The organism is Loktanella salsilacus, assembly GCF_900114485.1.
Classification (GTDB): domain Bacteria; phylum Pseudomonadota; class Alphaproteobacteria; order Rhodobacterales; family Rhodobacteraceae; genus Loktanella; species Loktanella salsilacus.
The window spans coordinates 158,119-177,634 of sequence record NZ_FOTF01000005.1 but is presented as its reverse complement, the minus strand read 5'-3'; the positions used below and the strand labels follow the sequence as shown (position 1 = coordinate 177,634).

General features: G+C 63.4%; 21 protein-coding genes. 11 read left to right on the top strand and 10 right to left on the bottom strand.

Annotated elements, in window-relative coordinates; translation table 11 throughout:
* Positions 1-9: 9 nt before the first annotated feature.
* The 3 genes from accD to BM131_RS06085 are packed head-to-tail and all read right to left on the bottom strand — an operon-like array spanning position 10 to position 2,753.
* Positions 10-942, bottom strand: coding sequence for an acetyl-CoA carboxylase, carboxyltransferase subunit beta (gene accD, locus BM131_RS06095; RefSeq protein WP_090187053.1), 933 nt, complete (start codon positions 940-942; stop codon positions 10-12).
* Positions 943-999: 57 nt separating this feature from the next.
* Positions 1,000-1,890: a CPBP family intramembrane glutamic endopeptidase gene (locus BM131_RS06090; protein ID WP_090187050.1), complete on the bottom strand. Its 891-nt coding sequence runs from the start codon at positions 1,888-1,890 to the stop codon at positions 1,000-1,002.
* The gene (locus tag BM131_RS06085; RefSeq protein WP_175499200.1) at positions 1,887-2,753 is read right to left on the bottom strand and encodes a CPBP family intramembrane glutamic endopeptidase; all 867 of its coding nucleotides are present in this window, start codon (positions 2,751-2,753) and stop codon (positions 1,887-1,889) included. The genes BM131_RS06090 and BM131_RS06085 overlap by 4 nt, the downstream gene beginning before the upstream one ends.
* Before the next feature lie 129 nt (positions 2,754-2,882).
* Here BM131_RS06085 and ilvD point away from each other — a divergent pair, with 129 nt between their 5' ends.
* The 7 genes from ilvD to BM131_RS06050 all read left to right on the top strand — a co-directional run bounded on the left by ilvD (position 2,883) and on the right by BM131_RS06050 (position 10,166).
* Entirely contained in the window at positions 2,883-4,646 is a 1,764-nt protein-coding gene (gene ilvD, locus BM131_RS06080; RefSeq protein WP_090187042.1) for a dihydroxy-acid dehydratase, read from the top strand.
* A gap of 4 nt (positions 4,647-4,650) precedes the next feature.
* Positions 4,651-5,271: a hypothetical protein gene (locus BM131_RS06075; protein ID WP_090187040.1), complete on the top strand. Its 621-nt coding sequence runs from the start codon at positions 4,651-4,653 to the stop codon at positions 5,269-5,271.
* Positions 5,272-5,350: 79 nt separating this feature from the next.
* Entirely contained in the window at positions 5,351-6,124 is a 774-nt protein-coding gene (locus BM131_RS06070) for a DUF6478 family protein (RefSeq protein WP_090187038.1), read from the top strand.
* 15 nt (positions 6,125-6,139) lie between these two features.
* Complete coding sequence (locus BM131_RS06065) at positions 6,140-6,514, top strand: hypothetical protein (RefSeq protein WP_090187035.1); 375 nt, start codon at positions 6,140-6,142, stop codon at positions 6,512-6,514.
* 64 nt (positions 6,515-6,578) lie between these two features.
* Complete coding sequence (locus BM131_RS06060) at positions 6,579-8,603, top strand: NADPH-dependent 2,4-dienoyl-CoA reductase (RefSeq protein ID WP_090187032.1); 2,025 nt, start codon at positions 6,579-6,581, stop codon at positions 8,601-8,603.
* 194 nt (positions 8,604-8,797) lie between these two features.
* Positions 8,798-9,703 (top strand): LysR family transcriptional regulator, encoded by a 906-nt coding sequence (locus BM131_RS06055; RefSeq protein WP_090187029.1) that lies wholly within the window; start codon positions 8,798-8,800, stop codon positions 9,701-9,703.
* Between the two features lie 124 nt (positions 9,704-9,827).
* The gene (locus tag BM131_RS06050; protein ID WP_090187025.1) at positions 9,828-10,166 is read left to right on the top strand and encodes a VOC family protein; all 339 of its coding nucleotides are present in this window, start codon (positions 9,828-9,830) and stop codon (positions 10,164-10,166) included.
* Here BM131_RS06050 and BM131_RS06045 read toward each other — a convergent pair.
* Genes BM131_RS06045 through BM131_RS06030 form a run of 4 tightly spaced genes read right to left on the bottom strand, consistent with a single transcriptional unit; the run spans position 10,163 to position 13,108 of the window.
* Positions 10,163-11,098: an OmpA family protein gene (locus tag BM131_RS06045; RefSeq protein WP_090187022.1), complete on the bottom strand. Its 936-nt coding sequence runs from the start codon at positions 11,096-11,098 to the stop codon at positions 10,163-10,165. The genes BM131_RS06050 and BM131_RS06045 overlap by 4 nt on opposite strands.
* Positions 11,095-11,661 (bottom strand): peroxidase-related enzyme, encoded by a 567-nt coding sequence (locus BM131_RS06040; protein WP_411914390.1) that lies wholly within the window; start codon positions 11,659-11,661, stop codon positions 11,095-11,097. Before BM131_RS06040 ends, BM131_RS06045 begins: the two co-directional genes overlap by 4 nt.
* Before the next feature lie 8 nt (positions 11,662-11,669).
* Complete coding sequence (locus tag BM131_RS06035; protein WP_090187017.1) at positions 11,670-12,389, bottom strand: GNAT family N-acetyltransferase; 720 nt, start codon at positions 12,387-12,389, stop codon at positions 11,670-11,672.
* Positions 12,386-13,108, bottom strand: a complete 723-nt coding sequence (locus tag BM131_RS06030; protein WP_090187015.1) for a competence/damage-inducible protein A — start codon at positions 13,106-13,108, stop codon at positions 12,386-12,388. The genes BM131_RS06035 and BM131_RS06030 overlap by 4 nt, the downstream gene beginning before the upstream one ends.
* Between BM131_RS06030 and sfsA the strand changes: the two genes are divergently transcribed.
* The 4 genes from sfsA to BM131_RS06010 all read left to right on the top strand — a co-directional run bounded on the left by sfsA (position 13,077) and on the right by BM131_RS06010 (position 17,064).
* Complete coding sequence (gene sfsA / locus BM131_RS06025; RefSeq protein WP_342713947.1) at positions 13,077-13,847, top strand: DNA/RNA nuclease SfsA; 771 nt, start codon at positions 13,077-13,079, stop codon at positions 13,845-13,847. The two genes, BM131_RS06030 and sfsA, sit on opposite strands and share 32 nt — an antisense overlap.
* A gap of 65 nt (positions 13,848-13,912) precedes the next feature.
* Entirely contained in the window at positions 13,913-14,782 is an 870-nt protein-coding gene (gene map / locus BM131_RS06020) for a type I methionyl aminopeptidase (protein WP_090187012.1), read from the top strand.
* A complete protein-coding gene (locus BM131_RS06015; RefSeq protein ID WP_090187009.1) occupies positions 14,779-15,936 on the top strand; it encodes an MFS transporter in 1,158 nt (385 codons plus the stop codon). Before map ends, BM131_RS06015 begins: the two co-directional genes overlap by 4 nt.
* Before the next feature lie 90 nt (positions 15,937-16,026).
* Positions 16,027-17,064, top strand: a complete 1,038-nt coding sequence (locus BM131_RS06010) for a TRAP transporter substrate-binding protein (protein ID WP_090187006.1) — start codon at positions 16,027-16,029, stop codon at positions 17,062-17,064.
* A 40-nt stretch (positions 17,065-17,104) separates the two neighbouring features.
* Here BM131_RS06010 and BM131_RS06005 read toward each other — a convergent pair whose 3' ends face one another.
* From BM131_RS06005 to BM131_RS05995, 3 genes are read right to left on the bottom strand one after another with little or no spacing between them, the layout of a single operon-like run.
* Complete coding sequence (locus BM131_RS06005) at positions 17,105-17,746, bottom strand: HAD family hydrolase (protein WP_175499198.1); 642 nt, start codon at positions 17,744-17,746, stop codon at positions 17,105-17,107.
* A complete protein-coding gene (rsmD, locus tag BM131_RS06000) occupies positions 17,743-18,297 on the bottom strand; it encodes a 16S rRNA (guanine(966)-N(2))-methyltransferase RsmD (RefSeq protein WP_090187210.1) in 555 nt (184 codons plus the stop codon). The genes BM131_RS06005 and rsmD overlap by 4 nt, the downstream gene beginning before the upstream one ends.
* A complete protein-coding gene (locus tag BM131_RS05995) occupies positions 18,294-19,505 on the bottom strand; it encodes an NAD(P)/FAD-dependent oxidoreductase (protein WP_090187000.1) in 1,212 nt (403 codons plus the stop codon). The genes rsmD and BM131_RS05995 overlap by 4 nt, the downstream gene beginning before the upstream one ends.
* Positions 19,506-19,516 lie beyond the last annotated feature (11 nt).

Here is a 19,516-nt window from a genome sequence, read left to right as displayed (position 1 = left end):
AGGTTTGCGTCACGGCTTTACCGGCGCCTTTTCTGCGCCCTCAAGCGCATGACTGTCGATATGCGGCGGGGGCAGATCGCCAGCAACGGCGGGGGGAAGCTGCATCAACATGCGGATGATGGTCGTCAGTTCATCCTTTAGGTTGGTACGCTTTGTCACGCGGTCCAGCATGCCGTGGTCCAGCAGATATTCGGCGCGCTGGAACCCTTCGGGCAGCTTTTCACCGATGGTCTGTTCGATCACGCGGGCCCCGGCAAAGCCGATCAGCGCGTTGGGTTCAGCAATCTGCACATCCCCAAGCATGGCGTAAGACGCGGTGACGCCGCCCGTTGTGGGGTGAGTCAGCACGACGATGTAAGGCAGCCCCGCTTCTTTGAGCATTTGCACGGCGATCGTGGTGCGCGGCATCTGCATCAGGCCCAGAATGCCTTCTTGCATGCGCGCGCCGCCAGCGGCGGAAAACAGCACCAGCGGGCGGCCCAGCTTCACGGCCTCTTCTGCGGCGGCGACGATGGCGTTGCCGACATACATCGACATCGATCCGCCCATAAAGCTGAAGTCTTGCACAGCGGCCACGATGGGCGTGCGGGTAATTTCGCCTGTGGCGACCAGCATCGCATCACGTTCGCCGGTCTTTTTTCGGGCGTCTTTCAGGCGGTCGGTGTATTTTTTCTGGTCGCGGAATTGCAGCGGGTCGGTGACTGGTTCCGGCACCTTTACTTCGGTGTAAATGCCGCCGTCGAACAGGGCGGTCAGCCGGTCGCGGGCGGTGATCGGCATGTGGTGGCCGCAGTTGGTGCAGACGTTCAGGTTGTCCGCCAGTTCGCGGTGGAACAGCATGGTGCCGCACTCTGGACATTTCGTCCAAAGGTTGTCCGGGACTTCGCGCCGCGAAAACAACGAGTTAATCGTTGGGCGGACGTAGTTCGTGATCCAGTTCATATGCGACACCTTTTTACCTTACGGCACTGATTTAGGCCGGGCCGCGCGCGAATGCAATCAGGCCCTGACCGCGACCCGCGCCGCCAGCCACATCACCAGCACGCCTAATGCCGCATAGGCCAGATCGACCAGCGTCATTGGCGACAAAAGTGCGGCGATGCCTGCGGTGTTTTCGATATAGGCCCCTTCGGGCAGCACAAAAAGCGTCAGACCGGCGCCGGGCTGTCCGGCAAAGCCAAGGATCAGGGCCGCAAACAGGTTATTGCCCAGATGCAGGCCAATCGCCGCGCCAAGGTTGCCGGTGCGGGCGGTCAGATCGGCGCAGGCCGCGCCCAGCATGGCGGCCCAGACGGCCCAAAGCGCGCCTTCGGCCAGCCCTGCGCCATTCAGCAGGTGGCTAAACCCGAAATAGACCGACGGGATCACCAGCCAGACCCGCCGGCGCAGATCGACGGCGGCCAGTTGCTGGGTCAGGTAGCCGCGGAAATAGACCTCTTCCGTGGTGACTTGCAGCGCGATGGCAAGGAACGCGGGGGCCAGCCAGCCCAGCCAGTGGCCGAGCGGCGCGCGCGTCAGAAACTCTGCATCCCCGGCCAGATCAAAGGGTTGCTGGATCAAAAGCACAAGGCTGACCGCCAATAGAACGCGCCGCAGATCGCGCCAGAATGCGGGGCGCGGGCCAATCAGACTGCCCAGACCGCGTTTGTGCAGCAAGCGCACCAGAGTAAGGATGATGATCAGATCAAGGCCGAAGCCCGCGTAATTCAGCACCTCGAGCAGGGCGTCGGGCCAGCGGTCATCGATGAACGGAGAGACAAGCAGCGGGGTGATGGCAAAGCCTGCCTCGAACCCCATCCAGACCAGAAACACGCGCCAGACATCCGTGCGCGCGCGGGCAGGGCGGATAAAGGCCAGCAGCGGCAGATAGGCGTCGGGCAGGGACTTCATGCGCGGGCCATCAGGATGCGGCGCAGGACCAGCCAGACGCCAACCTGCGTGATCAGATCAGTGATAATCGGCAGCGGCGGCATATCGGTGATCGCATAGGGCGTCGCGTTCAGGGCAAAGGCATCCATCTGCCCCATATTGCCCAGCACGATCATCAAAAAGGCGTTGTTCGCAAAATGCCAACCCCAAGCCGCGCCGATGTTGCCGCTGATCCGCGTCAGGTCGGCCCAAGCAAGGCCGGTCAAGCCGATCATCACGATCACTAGCAGATTGAGCGATCCATTGGTCGCGCTGTCCCAATGCAGCACGGCAAACAGTACAGGCGGCAGCGCGAACCAGATCAGCGGGCTGCGAAACCGCGCGGCAAGCTGTTGCATGATGTAGCCGCGAAACACGACCTCTTCGGTGCCGGTCTGGACCAGGACCAGCAGCGCGGCCCATGGCAGCCACGACAGCACGTGGGTCAGCGAATGCACGGGCACCGCGTCATAGACAAAGGCCCACAGGCACAGGTTCAGCCCTTGGGCTGCGGCAAAAACGCCCAAGGCCAGCCCGAAATCGCGGATCACGCGGGGCAGGGGGCCGAAAAGGGTCAGCGGCGATCGCGCATGCAGCAGCCAAGCCGCCAGCGCCGCCCCGGCCAACGCGCCCGCAAAGGTGCCCATCATCAGCGACATCGACAGGGGCGTCGTGCCCTCCCACGCGACATCGCCGGGCATCGGCGGGGCATTGGAAAAGGCACCGATGACCACGGCGGCATAGACCGCGACAATCAGCGCAAGCCCCAGCAAAAGCCGCCACAGGGCCGGGCGGGCGCGGGCAGGGGCCGCAAAACCTGCAAGGGCATCAGTGTAAAATCGCATCGCGCGTCCTGATCGCTTGGTCCAGACCGACATGACGGCCAGATGTGTCCCGCGCAAGACTTTGCATTGCGACTTGTGTCGCGGGGGCGGCCAAATTAGACCGTTCGTAACACGAAAGGATCATTTTCCATGGCAACGAACCGTCCCGACAAATCCAAACTGCCCAGCCGTCACGTCACAGAGGGGCCAGAGCGCGCGCCGCACCGGTCCTATTACTATGCCATGGACCTGACCGCAGAAGATATCGCCCAGCCTTTCGTCGGCGTCGCGACCTGCTGGAACGAGGCCGCGCCTTGTAACATCGCGCTGAACTGGCAGGCCCAGTCGGTCAAGCGCGGCGTCAAAGAAGCGCACGGCACGCCCCGCGAATTCACCACCATCACCGTCACCGACGGCATCGCGATGGGCCACGAGGGCATGCGCTCTTCGCTGGCATCGCGCGAAGCTATCGCCGACTCGGTCGAGCTGACGATGCGCGGTCACAGCTATGACGCGCTGGTCGGTCTTGCGGGTTGCGACAAATCCCTGCCGGGCATGATGATGGCGATGATCCGCCTGAACGTGCCGTCGGTATTCATGTACGGGGGCTCTATCCTGCCGGGCAAAGTGCCCGAGGGTGCCAATGTCCCCGCCGACTTTGCAAGCCGCGACCTGACTGTGCAGGACATGTTCGAGGCCGTCGGCCGCTATCAGTCCGGCGAAATGACGGACGAGCAGCTGGCTATCCTAGAACGCGTCGCTTGCCCCTCTGCCGGTGCTTGCGGTGGCCAGTTCACCGCCAACACCATGGCCTGCGTGTCCGAAGCCATCGGCCTTGCGCTGCTGAACTCGTCCGGTATGCCCGCACCGTTCAAGGATCGCGCCCAGTACGGCGTGGCGTCTGGCCACGCGGTGATGGAGCTGATCGCCAAGAACATTCGCGCCCGTGACATCGTCACGCGCAAATCACTGGAAAACGCGGCGCGCGTCGTGGCGTGTACCGGTGGTTCCACCAACGCTGGCCTACACTTGCCTGCAATGGCCCATGAGGCTGGCATCGATTTCGACCTGTGGGACGTCTGCGATATCTTTAAGGACACGCCTTATTTCGTCGACATGAAGCCCGGCGGCCAAGCGGTTGCCAAGGACCTGTATGACGCTGGTGGCATCCCTGTCGTGATGAAGGAGCTGCGCAAAGCAGGCCTGATCCACGAAGACTGCATGACGTCCTCTGGCCGCACCATTGGTGAAGAGCTGGACATGATCCAAGGCGAGCCCGACGGCAAGGTCATCCACTTTATCGATAACCCGATCACCAAAACCGGCGGCGTCGTCGGTCTGCGCGGCAACGTGGCCCCTGATGGCGCTATCGTAAAGGTCGCTGGCATGACCGAAGAGCAGCAGGTCTTTACCGGCCCCGCCCGCGTGTTCGAGAACGAAGAAGAAGCATTCGCGGCCGTCAAAGCGCGCACCTACAAAGAGGGTGAAGTGCTGGTCATCCGCAACGAGGGCCCCGCTGGCGGCCCCGGCATGCGCGAAATGCTGGCCACGACGGCAGCCTTGTCCGGTCAGGGCATGGGCAAGAAAGTCGCGCTGATCACCGACGGCCGCTTCTCTGGGGCGACCCGCGGGTTCTGCGTTGGCCACGTTGGGCCAGAGGCCGCACGCGGCGGCCCGATTGCCTTGCTGCAAGATGGCGATCTGATCACGATCAACGCCTTGACCGGCGAGCTGTCGGTCAATGTCTCGGACGAGGATATGGACAAGCGCCGCGCCGCTTGGGCAGGCCCGCGTCCGACGATGTACGAATCCGGTGCCATCTGGAAGTTTGCCCAGCTGGTCGGCGGGGCCCGTCAGGGCGCTGTCACCCATCCCGGCGCGAAGGCGGAAAAGCACGTCTACATGGACATTTAAGTCTATGTGGCACCGTCTGTTCCTTGGCATCATCGCGGCGGCCGCCTTGGCCGCCTGCGAGCCGGTGCCCGATCTGTCCGGCCCGCCCACCACCACGGTGCGGCTGGCCGGCGCAGTCACCTTGACGGGGCCAGCGGGCTATTGCGTCGATCCTGTCGTCACCAAACCGCGTCAGGGCTTTGCCCTGCTGGCGGCCTGCGCGGCGATGACGGCGGATGAAACTGACGCCTATCCTGACATGATCGCGCTGATCACGGTACAGGTTGGCGCGGACGGCAGCGGCGCTGTTGCGGGGCAAGAGGACGCCTTTGGCGCCTTCATGGAAACGCCGCAGGGCGCGGCGCTGCTGTCAGCCTCTGCCATTGGTGGACCGATTGCGGTGCGGGTCACGCAGACTGCGCCCAACACCGTCGCGGTCTACACCGAAGACATCGCGGACCCCGGCATCAGCGGCACGCAGAAACAGGCGTGGCGGCTGTTTACGGACGTGCGCGGACGGCTTGTCACCATCACGGTGCGCGGGCTAACAGACGCGCCGCTGTCGCAATCCGCATCGCGTGCTTTGCTGGATGCGGTTGTCACGGCGTTGCACAGCGCCAACGATTTGCCATCCTCGGCCACGTGACCGCGGGTGGCTGTTCCCTTTCGCGGTGCAATTTGCCAAATAGAATAAAAGCAACTTTGACACAGGCTAGGCCAACCATATGGGGCGATTGACCGACGGTGTGATGAATGCAGTGCTGCACGCCCGCGTGCTGCGCCGCTGGTCGCGTGCCGCGCGCAAGGCCCCGACGGCCGAACTGCAAGCCCTGCGCGTCCAGCGCCAACAGGCGCGCGGTCTGTCGTCGCGTCTGGCCGAACTGATCTATGTCGCGGACAGCCGCCTTGCCCTGCCGCGCATCGGGTCCAACGCCTTTGCCCGCCCAGGCGGCACGCTGTGGTCTTGGCGCCCGCAGGTCTGGCGTGGACCGCTGCCGCGCAAGGGCATGACTGCCGTGGCCAGCCGCACCGAACTGGGCGACGAAGTCACGCTGTTCCATGACTGCAAGGTTAGCGAGCTGACCCTGCGCCAGCTGCGCAATACGCGTGAAGAGGACCTGGCCCCCTTTGGCATGCGGCTGGACGTGTTCGGCTTTGACGGCTCGTTCCTGTCGCTGGTGCTGGACTTGCCGCCAGAGGCGATCCTTGGGATGAATCGCAAGCAAGTTCTGCGCGTGGACACGATTGTGGAAGTCGAAAAGCCGATCGAGATTTTCGCCCGCCTGAACATCAAACACGGTCCCAACACCGAAGTCATGGTGCAGGAATTGCCCCGCACGCGCGGCGAGGCGGTCGTGGAATTCGACCTCGCCTATTGTGACCTGAACGAAAAGCGGATCGAAAAAGCGTGGCTGGACCTGATCTTTGAAGGGCCGGCGATGAACCAGATCACCCTGCGCGATGTGACGATGTGCCGTTATCCGCGCGCCGAAATCTAAGCCAAAGGGGCCGCAATGTCTGACCTGATCCTGACAAAAACCCGGCTGATTGGCGGCGTCTGGCACGGCATCCTAAAAGGGGCCACGTCAGAGCCAAAGCTGATCCTGACCCATAAGGGCGAAGTCGTCACCGGCTTGACGCTTGCCGCGCAAGACGATGGCACATGGGACGTAGAGGCCGCAGTACCGATGCAGCGGCTGGCGGACGGGGTGCAGACCTTTGTGATCTCTGACGTGGCCACAGATGCCGTGCTGGCCAGTTTCGCCTTTTTGGCCGGGGATGCGCTGTCCGAAGATATCCGCGCGGAAATGGATCTGCTGCGCGACGAGTTGGATATGCTTAAACGCGCGTTCCGCCGTCACTGTGTGGAAACCGCCGCCGAAGAGTGACGCCGCGTTGGGGGTGACGCCGCCGCCGCGCTTCGTCAGATTGCACCGCAGGGAGGCCACCAACATGACCAAATATCCGCACCTTTTGTCGCCACTCGACCTTGGCTTTACCACGCTGAAAAATCGCGTGTTGATGGGGTCGATGCACACCGGGCTAGAAGAAACCCGCGACTGGAACCGCGTCGCTGAATTCTACGCCACCCGCGCGCGCGGCGGCGTTGGCCTGATGGTCACTGGCGGCATGGCCCCCAGTAGCGAAGGCGGCGTGTTTCCGGGTGCCGCTGGCCTATTTAGCGACGACGATATCGCCAACCACCGCATTGTGACGGACCGGGTCCATGACGCGGGCGGCAAAATCGCGATGCAGATTCTGCACGCGGGCCGCTATGCTTATGGCCCCAAATGCGTTGCGCCCTCGGCGATTAAATCCCCCATCTCTCCCTTCGTGCCGATCGAGCTGGACGCGGATGGGATTGAGAAGCAGATCAGCGATATGGTTACCGCTGGCGTGCGGGCGCGGGCTGCGGGCTATGACGGCGTCGAAGTCATGGGCTCTGAAGGGTATTTCCTGAACCAGTTCCTTGTGACGCACACCAACAAGCGCACCGACGAATGGGGCGGGTCGTATGAGAACCGCATGCGCCTGCCGGTCGAGGTGGTGCGCCGCGTACGCGAGGCTGTCGGCCCCGATTTCATCATCATCTATCGTCTGTCGATGATCGACCTGATCCCCAACGGCTCGACCTTCGACGAAGTCGTGCAACTGGCCAAAGCGGTCGAGGCAGCGGGCGCGACCATCATCAATACGGGCATCGGCTGGCACGAAGCCCGCGTGCCGACGATTGCGACATCGGTGCCGCGCCGCGCCTTTGCATGGGTCACCAAAAAGCTGATGGGGCAGGTGAACATCCCGATCATCACGTCCAACCGTATCAACACGCCGCAGGTCGCCGAAGACGTGTTGGCCGATGGCTGCGCAAATATGGTCAGCATGGCGCGTCCGTTCCTGGCCGATCCCGATTTCGTGGCCAAGGCCGCTGCCGGCAAGGCAGAGACGATTGCCCCCTGCATCGCCTGCAATCAAGCCTGCCTTGACCACACCTTTGGCGGCAAGATGACCTCTTGCCTTGTGAACCCGCGCGCATGCCATGAAACCGAACTGACGCTGCCGCCCGTGGACGCGGCGCAAACCGTCGCCGTTGTCGGCGCTGGGCCAGCGGGCCTGTCAGCGGCGCTTGCGGCCTCTGGCCGCGGCCATGAAGTCACCTTGTTCGATGCCGCTGACGATATCGGCGGGCAGCTGAACATGGCGCGGCAGGTGCCGGGGAAAGAGGAATTCCACGGCCTTGTCGACTGGTATCGCACCAGCGTCGCCAATTCGAATATCACCTTGCGCCTTGGCACCCGTGTCGCGGCGGCTGATCTGGCGGGCTTTGATCATGTCATCGTTGCGACTGGCGTGCTGCCCCGCGATCCCGGTATCCCCGGCCAAGACGGGCCGAACGTGGTGAACTATGTTGACGTTTTGCGCGGCAAGGTGCCTGTGGGCGAACGGGTCGCGATCATCGGGGCAGGGGGCATCGGTTTCGACGTTGCCGAATACCTTGTGACTGGCGACAGCCCGACGCTTGATCTGCCCGCATGGATGGAAGAATGGGGCGTCACTGATCCCGGCACGCAGCGCGGCGGTTTGGCCCCCAAAGGGCCAGAGCCGGACGCGCCCGTGCGGCAGGTCACGCTGCTGCAGCGCAAGGCGACCAAGGTCGGCAAGGGGCTGGGCAAGACGACGGGCTGGATCCACCGCGCCGCGCTGCAAATGAAAGACGTCACCATGATCGGCGGCGTCAATTATGAGCGTATCGACGCAGATGGCCTGCATGTCAGTTATGGCGAGGCGCGGGAAAACCCGACGCTGATCGCCGCTGACACCATCGTGCTTTGCGCAGGTCAGGTGTCTGAACGCAGCCTTGCCGATGATCTGGCCGCCATCGGTATCACCGCCCATGTCATCGGCGGCGCTGATGTCGCGTCAGAGCTGGATGCGAAACGCGCCATCGACCAAGGCACCCGTCTGGCGGCGACACTTTAACCCTTTTTTGACGCCTTCGCGTTGATAAGGCGACACAAATTGAAACAACCGGTACGCGCAAGACCCGCACCGGTTGTTTCGCCCCCCGCATCAGTGCGCTGCAAAACCCCCTTATTGTCAGGCCATCGCCCCAGTCCTGCCGTGATTGACAGCCAAACACGCATCAAGAGTTTTTGAAGCGTTAGGACATTGGCATGGATCGCCTTACCGAAATGGAAGCCTTTGCCACCGTCGTGGATCAAGGCGGTTTTACTGACGCAGCCAAGAAGATGGGGATTTCAAAGTCCGCTGTCTCCAAACACGTCTCCTCGCTCGAGGCGCGGTTGGGTGCCCGTCTGTTGAACCGCACGACCCGCCGGGTCAGTCCGACGGAAATCGGCCTTGCCTACTATGACCGCGCCCGCCGCGTGCTGAACGACGCAGGAGAGGCGGACGCCCTTGTCACATCCATGCAATCGGCGCCGTCCGGCCTGCTGCGCATTTCTGTCGCGACGGATTTTGGCGTGAACCATCTGTCGCCGGTGCTGGGGGATTTCCTGTCGGAATTTCCAGATATCACCGTCAACATGGTGCTGAATAACCGCTTTGTTGAGCTAATCTCCGAAGGTTTCGACATGGCAATCCGGATTGGAGAGCTTGAGGACAGCACACTGCGCGCCCGCAAGTTGACCGATACCACGCGGCGGATGATCGCCTCTCCGGGGTATTTCGCAAAGCATGGCCGCCCGGAAAAGATCGACGATCTTAACGATCACAAGCTGCTGCATTATTCCAACGCTGCGAACTCTGCCGTGTGGAAGCTGACTGCGCCGTCGGGTGAAAAGCGCCAAGTGCGCACCGCAGGCTGGCTGACCGTGAACGACGGCCAGTCCTTGCTGAACGCCTGCGTTGGCGGCCTTGGTATCGCTTACCTGCCCAGCTTCCTTTACGGCGACGCGCTGGCTAAGGGCTTGGTTGAAGAGGCTATTCCCGATCTGCCCGTGGAAACCCAAGGCATCTATGCGGTCTATCCGCCGGGCCGTTTCACCCAGCCCAAGGTCCGCGCCTTCATTGATTTTCTGGTCCACGCCTTCGCCGACAAAGGTCCCGAAGCCTGGTAGCTACCCCCGTTTCTGCACCGGAGCGTCCCGCTCCTACCTTACGCGGCCCCATTGTGGGCCGCGTTTTTTCTTTGTCGAACGGGCGCAGGGTGCCACAATCCGGGCAACCAAAAGGAAGCCCGCCATGTCCGATTTCCCGACCCGCATTGATTATGTCGAACTGTCCTCGCCCAAGCTTGAGGATACGCAGGCGTTCCTGACCAAAGCCTTCGGCTGGTCCTTTATCGACTACGGCCCCGACTATCGCGACGTGCAGGACGCCGGCCTTGGCGGCGGCATTGAACGCGGCGAAGTGCGTGCGCCGCTGGTGATCCTATATGCCGACGATCTAGAGGCCGCCTTGGCCCGTGTGAAAGACGCAGGTGCGAGCATCACGAAAGAGATTTTTACCTTTCCCGGTGGTCGCAGGTTTCAATTCCTCGAACCGGGCGGCACGGAAATGGGTGTCTGGACGAAACTTTAATCAATCGGCCCGGTGACAACAGCCTCGACCCGGCGGTTCGCCTCTCGCCCCTCGGGCGTCAGGTTGCTGGCGATGGGCGCAAGATACCCCATGCCTGCAGGCGTCAGCCGCGCGCGGGGGGCGCCGTAGTCGGCGACCAGCCGTTCGATCACCGCTGCGGCGCGACGTTTCGAAATCGCGATATTCCCATCAAGGCCGCCGCTGCTGTCGGTATGGCCGACGATGCTGATCGTCTGATCCGGGTTCTGCGCCATGTAATCCGCCAGCGCCCGCAAGGCGGGCATGTCAGTATCCATTAGCGCCACGGCCCCAGTTTCAAACGCGACACCGTCCAGCAGGGCATGGCCCGTATCTGTCAGCGCCTGCGCCAGATCACCAGTCGGCGCGGGTGCAGCGGCGCGGGCGGTGGGGGCATCGGCGGCGGTCAGGGCGGGGGCATCGGTGCCCGTCGGCACAACGCGGATGATCTGCACAAACCCTGCTTGCGGCGTGCGGCTGACCATCAGGCTCACCGCGCGGGGGCCATCCGCGCCTTGCCGGATCGCGGATAAGAAGCGGTAATCGTTCAGGTCCACCTGCATCGCAGGCGCGGGCGCGATGGGCGTGCCAAAGCGGAAATCGAAACCGCCGCAGTCCAGCGTGTCGCATTCGAAAATCACCTCGTACCCCGCCGTGCGCAGCTGTTCGCGCAGGGGGCGCATCAGTTGCAGGCTAGCCAGCCCGCTGGCTGCGACGCGCCAAACCTGCCGCGTCATCGCGCCCTCGACCGTGCGGGTCGGTACAGTGGTGCCGTCCCACGCACCCGTGGGCAGCGGATAGCTGTCCAGCGGCACGTTCTCCTCAACCTCGATCGCGGCGTTGCCAGGCAGGGTTAGCACCTGCGCGGACAGCGCAGCGGGCCACAGCAGGATCAGGCAAAGGCTGCGGATCATCGCGCCTGTGCGTGGTATTCGGGGTTAGGCCGCATATCGGTGGCGGATGCGACGCGGTTGGTCATGTTAAAAAAGGCCGCGACCGATGCGATGTCCCAGATGTCCCGGTCGTCAAAGCCGGCGTCGCGCAGCGCTTGGCGATCCGCCTCGACAATGCGGGCGCTGTCCACGGTCAGCTTTTCCGCAAAGGTCAGCATCGCGGTTTGCCGCGCATCCAGATCGGCGGCGCGCCAGTTCATTACCATCATTTCCCCCAGCGCGGGATCGCCGGACAGCTGCCGCACGGCGGCCCCGTGGGCGGTCAGGCAGTAAAAGCACTTGTTGATCGACGACACCGCGACGGCGATCATCTCGCGCTCTAGCTTGCTTAGGCCGGAATTTGCCAGCATCAGATCGTTGTAAAGCCCTGTAAAGGCGTCCAGTTTTGCGACATCAAAAGCATAGGCGCGCAGCACGTTCGGCACCATGCCCAGCTTGTCCTGACACACATCAAAGTATTTTTGCGTCGCAGGCGGCAGCGGGTCCACCTGCGGCAGATCAAGGGCGGTGGGGCGGCCTGTCATGGTGTCGGTCATAAACTCTCCTGCGGGGCAGCGCGGTAATGGTAGCGGGCAGCTTCGCCCAAGCCGAGCCCTGCGTAAAGGGCGTTGGCACCCCCGTTGGCCGCGGTCACCAGCAGAGCGAACTGATCTGCCCCTTGCCGCTGTGCCCAGCGGGCGGCGGCGCGGGTCAGGTGGCGGGCAAGACCCTTGCGGCGGTGGTCCTGCGTGATTTCCAGCGCGTGAAGCATGGCGATGCCGTCATGAATCGCAACGAACAGCGTGCCCGCGGGCCGGTCGTCGATCCGCCCAAAGATCGTGGTTTTCGGCCCCTGCACCCGGTCCATGATCGCCAGCCTTGCGGGGCCAATGCCGCCGCTTGCCCAGATATCGCGCTGTGCGGCCAGCGGCGGCCAGACGGTAAAGGCGGTGACAGGGGGCACGGGATCGGCGGTCAGCCTGGCGGTCAGGCAGGCGCGGATCAAGGTTTCGTCCCGCTTGATATAGCCCGCCTCCGCCAGCAATGCGTCCAAGGCATCCTCGCCGGGGCGGACCATGAACAGCGCCTCTTGCCCCGCTGCGCGCATGGCATCTGCCGCAACGCTGATGTCTTGCGCACGAACAGGTCCATTTGCGGTCGCTGCACTGACGCGGTTGCCGCCACCCGCGCCGCTGCGCAGGGTCCACGGGCCGACCTGCTGCACCGCAGCGGCAGGCCAAGTGGCGTCAATCACCGCGCCCCAGTCGGTCATGCGGGGAACAGCGCCTGCAACTGGGCCATTGCCGCCGCGACGCGGGTCTGATCGGTGCCGCGAATGACGATATTGGTGCCGTAGGCCCCGTCCTTTTGGAACGGGTAGGACCCCAGCGACAGGTCAGGATGATCCGCCGCGATCTGCGCCAATGGCGCGGCGACATCGCCTTCACCGCGCATAATGCGCCAGTTTTCCGACAATAGCGGGGCACCGTGCGCCAGCTTGCTGATCACGCTCGCCACCATCGCCTCGAACACGGATGGCACGCCGGCCATGACGTTGACGTTTTTGATGGTAAAGCCAGGCGCGGTGCTGACGGGGTTGTCGATCAGGGCCGCGCCGTCGGGAATACGGGCCATGCGCAAACGCGCCTCGTTCAAGGTCGTGCCTGCGCGGTCGTAATGCGCCTGAAGCAGGGCGCGGGCATCATCGCGCACGCCGACATGCGCGCCAAAGGCGGCACCGATCGCGTCTGCCGTGATGTCGTCATGCGTTGGCCCAATGCCGCCGCTGGTAAAGACGTGATCATAGGCGTCCGACAGCGCCTTTACGGCCGCGACAATAGCAGACTGGTCGTCGCTGACGACGCGGGCCTCTTTCAGGTCAATGCCGACGTCGGTCAGCGCCTTAGCCAGATAGTTGGTGTTGGAATCGCGGGTGCGGCCTGACAGGATCTCGTCTCCGATGACCAACATGGCGGCGGTGGGGTTTGACATGGACTTCTCCTTGGGTTCGCCTGTTGGTATAGCCCGCCGCATGGACTTTGCCACGCCCCTGATCCCCGCCACGCTGATCCGCCGCTACAAACGGTTTCTGGCCGATTGCACGCTGCCGGATGGGCGCGAGGTGACGGCCCATATCCCCAATCCCGGCGCGATGACCGGCACCGCTGTGCCCGGAAGCCGCATCTGGCTAGAGCCGAACGACAATCCTAAGACCAAGCTTGACTACGGCTGGCGGCTGCTGGAACTGGGGGCCGATTTTGTCTGCGTCGATACCGCGCTGCCCAACCGCATCGTGGGCGAAGGGCTGCGGGCCGGACGGGTCCCGGGGCTGGAAGGCTATACCGAGGTCAGATCAGAAGTACCCTATGCCGATAAAAGCCGTGTGGATTTCCTGCTGACGGGCGGCGGCCCTGATTTGTATCTAGAGGTTAAAAGCGCCAATTTTTGCCGGACCGCGCCGCTGGTTGAATTTCCCGACAGCAAAACCCTGCGCGGCGCGCGGCATATGGCGGATCTGGCGCAGATGGTGGCATTGGGGCACCGCGCGATGGTGTTTTACCTGATCACCCGCACCGATTGCACCCGCGCCGGCATCGCCCGCGACATCGACCCAGCCTACGGCGCAGCCTTTGACGCCGCCCGCGCAGCAGGGGTGGAGGTGCTGGCAATGGATTGCAATATCACCCCGCAGGGCATCACATTAGGCGAAGTGCGCAGCGTGAATCCCTGACGGGGTGGCCGTGCGGCATAAAAAGCCCTATGTGGGCGATAGACAGCAAGTACAGGTATGACGCGATGACCGACACCACACAACTCACCCGCGACGGCATCCGGCTGCACGCGCTTTCGGACTTTGGCGGCATGAACCGCGCAGGACGCCTTGCCGCGCAAATCCTTGACGATATCGCCGATCACGTCGTGGTCGGCCAGACAACAAGCAAGCTGGACCAGCTGATTACCGAATGGGTAGAGCAAGCAGGCGCGACCTCTGCCACCATCGGGTATCGCGGTTATCAGCACGCCAGCTGCATTTCGGTGAACCACGTCGTGTGCCACGGCATCCCCGGCGCGCCGATCCCCAAGGCCAAAGACGAGACGATTTCCAAAAATCTTGAAAAGCGCCGCGATGACGACAAGCTGAAAGATGGCGATATCCTGAACATCGACGTCACCGTCATCGTCGATGGCTGGTACGGCGACACCAGCCGCATGTATGTCGCCGGAACCGCGTCGCCCAAAGCAGCCCGCTTGATCGAGGTCACGCACGACTGCCTGATGCTTGCGATCGAGGCGGCAAAGCCCGGCAATACCTTTGGTGATATCGGCCATGCGATCCAAGCCTACGCCGAATCCCAGCGCTGTTCGGTTGTGCGCGATTTCTGCGGCCACGGCCTTGGCCGGGTGTTCCACGCACCGCCAAACGTGCTGCACTATGGCCGCGCTGGCACCGGCCCAGTGCTAGAGGAAGGCATGTTTTTCACCATCGAGCCGATGATCAACTTGGGCCGCCCTGAAACGCAGGTCCTGATCGACGACTGGACTGCCGTGACCTTTGACAAGTCGTTGTCGGCCCAGTTCGAACATTCCATCGGCATCACCGCACAAGGCTGCGAGGTCTTTACGACATCGCCCGCCGGACGGTTCTACCCGACCCAAACAGAGTGACCACGCCGCCTCGGCTGATCCCGGTCCTGTCGGCGGCGAATTTCGTCATCGGCATGGGGGCCTTTGTGCTGATCGGCATGCTGACACCCGTGGGCCAGGATTTCGGCATTGCGCCGGGCCGCACGGGCTGGCTGATGACGACCTATGCGCTGGCCTACGCCGTGCTGTCGCCGCTGCTGGTGTCGCTGACCGGATCGGTCGGGCGCAGGCGCGTGCTGGCCTATGCGCTGACCGGGTTTGCCGTTGCGAACCTGCTGTCGGCCATCGCGCCGACGGAATTCACCTTGCACCTGACCCGCATTCTGGCCGCCGCTGGCGCTGGCATGCTAACGCCCGTCAGCGCGTCCGTCGCCGCTGGCCTGTCTGCGCCCGAACGCCGGGGCAAAGCGCTGGCCGCTGTCATCTTCGGCCTATCGCTGGCGCAGGTGCTGGGTGTGCCAGCGGGCAGTTTCATCGCCTATACCTTTGGCTGGCGCGCGGCCTTTGTCGTTGTGGCGCTGCTGGCCCTGCCGATCATCCCGCTTATTTGGCGCACCGTGCCAAGCGGCCTTGCGTTTCAAACGGTCACCTTGCCAGAGCTGGGGCGCACCCTGCGCGACGGCCCCACGATGCTGGCCGTCAGCTTTACCGCGACGTTCCTTGCGGCGGCCTATGTGCTTTATACTTACCTTGCGCCGTTGCTGGAACAGACCATGGGCTATGGCCGCGACGGGATCACCGCGATCTTGCTGGTGTTTGGCGCGGCGGCGGTCATCGGCAATCTGGCGGGCGGTGCGATTGCAGACCGGATCGGGCCATTCCGCACATTGCTGATCTTGTGCGCAGGCCAAGTCGCGACCCTGCCGCTGTTTTCCCTAATGCCGCTGCCCAGCCCGGCGCTGGTGGCGCTGATCGCGCTGTGGTCGCTGTTCATCTGGTCGATGATGGCAGGCCAGCAGATGCGGATCATCGCCCTGCGCCCCGCCGCTGCGCCCATCGTTTTGGCACTGAACGCCGCCGCGATTTACATCGGCGCGGCGGCTGGATCGGCGATTGGCAGCGTTGTCATGGGCATCGGCGGCGTGCAGGCGCTGGGCCTTGGCGGCATGGCTGTGGCATTGCTGGCGACCGGGCATATCTTGTGGTCAGAGCGGCTGAGCGGCAAAAAATCCTGATCTTCACTTGCAATCCATTCGCAACTGACCCATATCAATGTCACCACTAGCGGTGGCACCCCCCAACATTACCAATTCAAGGATGCAGTTATGCACCAGTCTTTTGCTGCCGCTTTTGCGGCCACGCTTGCCCTGTCCACCCCCCTTGCCGCGCAAGAGGTCACGCTGCGCTTTCAGCACTTCGTGTCCCCCGCCAGCGCGAACCCGACCTATTTCATGCAGCCATGGGTCGACGCGGTCGAGGCGCAGTCGGATGGCCGCATTAAGGTCGAACTCTACCCTTTCATGCAGCTGGGCGGGTCCGCGACCAGCCAGTATGACCTGATCCGCGACGGCGCCATCGACGGCGGCTGGGTCATCCCGTCGTACGAACCCGGCCGTTTCCCCGAAGCCGAGGCGCTGGAGCTGCCATTCATGACGCCCAAGTCGGGCGAAGAGGCGTCCGACGCCGCGTGGCATTACACGGAGGCGCATCTGATGGATGACTTCGCTGACATCCACCTGATCGCGGCCCATATGCACGGCCCCGGCATCATCCACAAAAAAGGCGCGGCCCCGCAAACCATCGAAGATATGGCAGGCGTCAAGCTGCGCGGCCCGTCGCGCCCCGCCACAGACCTGCTGACCGCCATGGGCGCGCTGCCCGTCGGCATGCCGGTCCCGTCCTTCACAGAGGCGCTGTCGCGCGGCGTGGTTGATGGCGGTGTGATCACATGGGAAATGGCCCCTAGCCTGAAACTGGACGAGCTGACGGACAGCCACACCGACGTCGCTGGCGATGACGCGCTGTATAACCTGTATTTCCTGTGGGCGATGAACAAGGACGTCTATGACGCGATGCCTGACGATTTGCAGGCCGTGATCGACGCCAATTCCGGCCTGATGGCTAGCCGCTGGGCAGGCAAGGCGCATGACATCGGCGACGCCGAAGGCCGTATCGTGATGGAAGACGCCGGCAACGAAATCGCCGTGCTGTCGCCCGAAGAAACAGATCGCATCAAGGCGCTGGGCGAGGACGTCCGCGCAACTTGGATCGCCGACATGGACGCCAAAGGCTTTGACGGCGCGGCCTTGGTCCAGGACGCCACCGACGCCATGACCGCCGCGCGCGGCACAGCGACAGAGTAACCGATTTAAGCGCCGCCCGGGTTTCACGGGCGGCGCTTTTTTACAGGTTCAGCGCCGCTGCGATCTGATCCATATGCGTCACGGGTACTGCCGTATGGCCACCGGCCCGCGCAGCGCCGCCTTCAGCGACATAGGCGAAGCAGCCGCATCTCGCTGCCGCCGCCGCATCCCAACCCGCAGGCATATCGTCAATCATCCACGTCGCCACTGGCGCAGCGCCCGCCACATCCATGGCGTGCAGCAACATCGCGGGGGCGGGTTTGGGCGCATAATCGTGGCCCGAATAAATCCGCCCGGCAAAGCGGTCCAGCAGGCCAGACGGCGTCAACGACACCTTCATCTTGGCCAGCGGCCCGTTCGACGCGATGGCCGTCGGGATCCCTGCGGCATCAAGCTTGTCCAGCAGATCCACTACGCCGGGCATCACATCAACGCCAAGCGCGAGCGCCGCAAACACTTCGTCATAGGTCTGGTCTAGCCAGTTGCCGGGCAGGTCCGCACCCATGCGCCGGGCCTCTTCACCGATGCCCATCAAGGTGCCACCGCCAAACATCTTGTGCACCATGTCGGGCGCGATGTTCAGCCCATAGCGCGCAAGGTTGGCCGAGATGACGCGGTCCGTCGTCGGCTCTGTGTCCACCAGCACGCCATCGCAATCGAAAATCACCAGTTCAGGTGTCATATCGCCTCCATTAGCGTGATCCATGTGTCGCCGTAGCGGCGTGTGTCGAGGGATTTGAACCCTTGCGGCGCGATCTGGGTACTGCGTTCTTCCCAGACCACGACCGTGCCCGCTGCGATCCAGCCTGCCGCCCGCGCCGCGCGCAGGGCGGGCAGGCCGAGTTGTTGGTCATAAGGCGGATCAAGGAACACCAGCCCGCACACTTTTCCAGGTGGCAAAGTGTCGGCGCGGCAGCGCAGGACGGTGCAGTCGGCCCCGCGCTTTACCTTGGCGATATTACCCGCAATCAGCCCCTGCGCGACCTTGCCGTCATCCACGAATGTGACGTGGGATGCGCCGCGCGATAGTGCCTCTAGCCCCAGCGCGCCGGTCCCTGCGAACAGGTCCAGCACCGCCGCGCCCCGGATCGGATCGCCAAAGCGCCCGCCTTGCAGCACGTTGAACAAGCTTTCGCGCACGCGGTCCGTGGTGGGGCGCAGATGCGCGCCTGCGTCGCCTGCGCCGACGGGAACCAACGCCGTGCCGCGGTGTGTGCCTGCGATAATCCTCATGTGCGCAGCAAGGCCTTCATATCCGTGCTCGGGTCGATCACCACACTTGGCGCAGGGCTGATACCGCCCTCTATCAGGCGCTTGCCGACCATGTAATTGCGTACGTCCGACATGGCGTCGATGGCGATCAACTGATCGCCTTTGTAATACCAATGCGACCGGGCCAGCCCGTCGCCCGGTTTAACATAGACGTCGGTATAACCGGTGTTCAGCCCCGCAATTTGCAGTTTCACATCGTATTGATCCGACCAGAACCACGCCGCAGGCTGATAGGTCACATCATGCCCCAGCAGGTTCTGCGCGACGATTTCCGCTTGATCAATCGCATTGCCCACACTTTCGATCCGCACGCGCCCGCCCGGCACTGGGGTAGATGCGCAATCGCCTGCCGCCCAGATATGCGGATCCGATGTGCGGCCATGGGCGTCGCAAGCAATGCCGTTAAACAGCGTCAGCCCGGCCCCGTCCGCCAATTCCGTTGCAGGCGCAATCCCGACGCCGACCACGGCAAAATCGATGTCCAGCACAGTGCCATCCGCCAGTTCGGCCCCTGTGACCGCGCCGTCGCCCGTCAGCCGCACAAGGCCGGTGCCTTCGCGGATATCGACACCGTGGCTGCGGTGCAGGTCGCGGAAATAGTCAGAGGTTTCGGGGCAGGCGACGCGCTGCAAGATACGCTCTGCCGCTTCGACCAGCGTGACTTTGACGCCGCGCTTGGCCGCCACGGCTGCCGCCTCTAGCCCGATATAGCCGCCGCCGACGATCAAACAGCGCGCGCCTTGCTTGAAATGCGGTGCCATCGCATCCGCATCCGCCAGATCGCGCACGGCAAAGACGTTGTCCAAGCTGCCGCCAATACTGGCGGGCAGGGTGCGCGGCCATGCGCCGGTGGTCAGCACCAGATCGTCGTAGTCCAGCACATCGCCGCCGCTCAGCGTCACCTGCTTCAACGTCGCATCAACGCCAACAGCCCTTGTGCCCAGCCGCAGGGTCACGCCGTTATCCGCATACCACGCCGCGGGCCGGAAAAAGAGCCGGTCCTGCGCCATGTCACCCAGCAAATACGCCTTGGACAGGGGCGGGCGCTGATAAGGGGCGTGCGGTTCGCCGCTGACCAGTGTGATTCCCGACGTCACGCCATTCGCCACCAGCTTGCCAATCAAAGCCGCCGCCGCTTGACCGCCGCCAATCACCAAAATCCTGCGCATATCGTGACTTC

Excerpts from the sequence above, each read along its gene's own strand:
- accD (WP_090187053.1), bottom strand. The coding sequence starts at position 942 with ATGAACTGGATCACGAACTACGTCCGCCCAACGATTAACTCGTTGTTT.
- BM131_RS06090 (WP_090187050.1), bottom strand. The coding sequence starts at position 1,890 with ATGAAGTCCCTGCCCGACGCCTATCTGCCGCTGCTGGCCTTTATCCGC.
- BM131_RS06085 (WP_175499200.1), bottom strand. The coding sequence starts at position 2,753 with ATGCGATTTTACACTGATGCCCTTGCAGGTTTTGCGGCCCCTGCCCGC.
- ilvD (WP_090187042.1), top strand. The coding sequence starts at position 2,883 with ATGGCAACGAACCGTCCCGACAAATCCAAACTGCCCAGCCGTCACGTC.
- BM131_RS06075 (WP_090187040.1), top strand. The coding sequence starts at position 4,651 with ATGTGGCACCGTCTGTTCCTTGGCATCATCGCGGCGGCCGCCTTGGCC.
- BM131_RS06070 (WP_090187038.1), top strand. The coding sequence starts at position 5,351 with ATGGGGCGATTGACCGACGGTGTGATGAATGCAGTGCTGCACGCCCGC.
- BM131_RS06065 (WP_090187035.1), top strand. The coding sequence starts at position 6,140 with ATGTCTGACCTGATCCTGACAAAAACCCGGCTGATTGGCGGCGTCTGG.
- BM131_RS06060 (WP_090187032.1), top strand. The coding sequence starts at position 6,579 with ATGACCAAATATCCGCACCTTTTGTCGCCACTCGACCTTGGCTTTACC.
- BM131_RS06055 (WP_090187029.1), top strand. The coding sequence starts at position 8,798 with ATGGATCGCCTTACCGAAATGGAAGCCTTTGCCACCGTCGTGGATCAA.
- BM131_RS06050 (WP_090187025.1), top strand. The coding sequence starts at position 9,828 with ATGTCCGATTTCCCGACCCGCATTGATTATGTCGAACTGTCCTCGCCC.
- BM131_RS06045 (WP_090187022.1), bottom strand. The coding sequence starts at position 11,098 with ATGATCCGCAGCCTTTGCCTGATCCTGCTGTGGCCCGCTGCGCTGTCC.
- BM131_RS06040 (WP_411914390.1), bottom strand. The coding sequence starts at position 11,661 with ATGACAGGCCGCCCCACCGCCCTTGATCTGCCGCAGGTGGACCCGCTG.
- BM131_RS06035 (WP_090187017.1), bottom strand. The coding sequence starts at position 12,389 with ATGACCGACTGGGGCGCGGTGATTGACGCCACTTGGCCTGCCGCTGCG.
- sfsA (WP_342713947.1), top strand. The coding sequence starts at position 13,077 with ATGACCAACATGGCGGCGGTGGGGTTTGACATGGACTTCTCCTTGGGT.
- BM131_RS06030 (WP_090187015.1), bottom strand. The coding sequence starts at position 13,108 with ATGTCAAACCCCACCGCCGCCATGTTGGTCATCGGAGACGAGATCCTG.
- map (WP_090187012.1), top strand. The coding sequence starts at position 13,913 with ATGACCGACACCACACAACTCACCCGCGACGGCATCCGGCTGCACGCG.
- BM131_RS06010 (WP_090187006.1), top strand. The coding sequence starts at position 16,027 with ATGCACCAGTCTTTTGCTGCCGCTTTTGCGGCCACGCTTGCCCTGTCC.
- BM131_RS06005 (WP_175499198.1), bottom strand. The coding sequence starts at position 17,746 with ATGACACCTGAACTGGTGATTTTCGATTGCGATGGCGTGCTGGTGGAC.
- rsmD (WP_090187210.1), bottom strand. The coding sequence starts at position 18,297 with ATGAGGATTATCGCAGGCACACACCGCGGCACGGCGTTGGTTCCCGTC.
- BM131_RS05995 (WP_090187000.1), bottom strand. The coding sequence starts at position 19,505 with ATGCGCAGGATTTTGGTGATTGGCGGCGGTCAAGCGGCGGCGGCTTTG.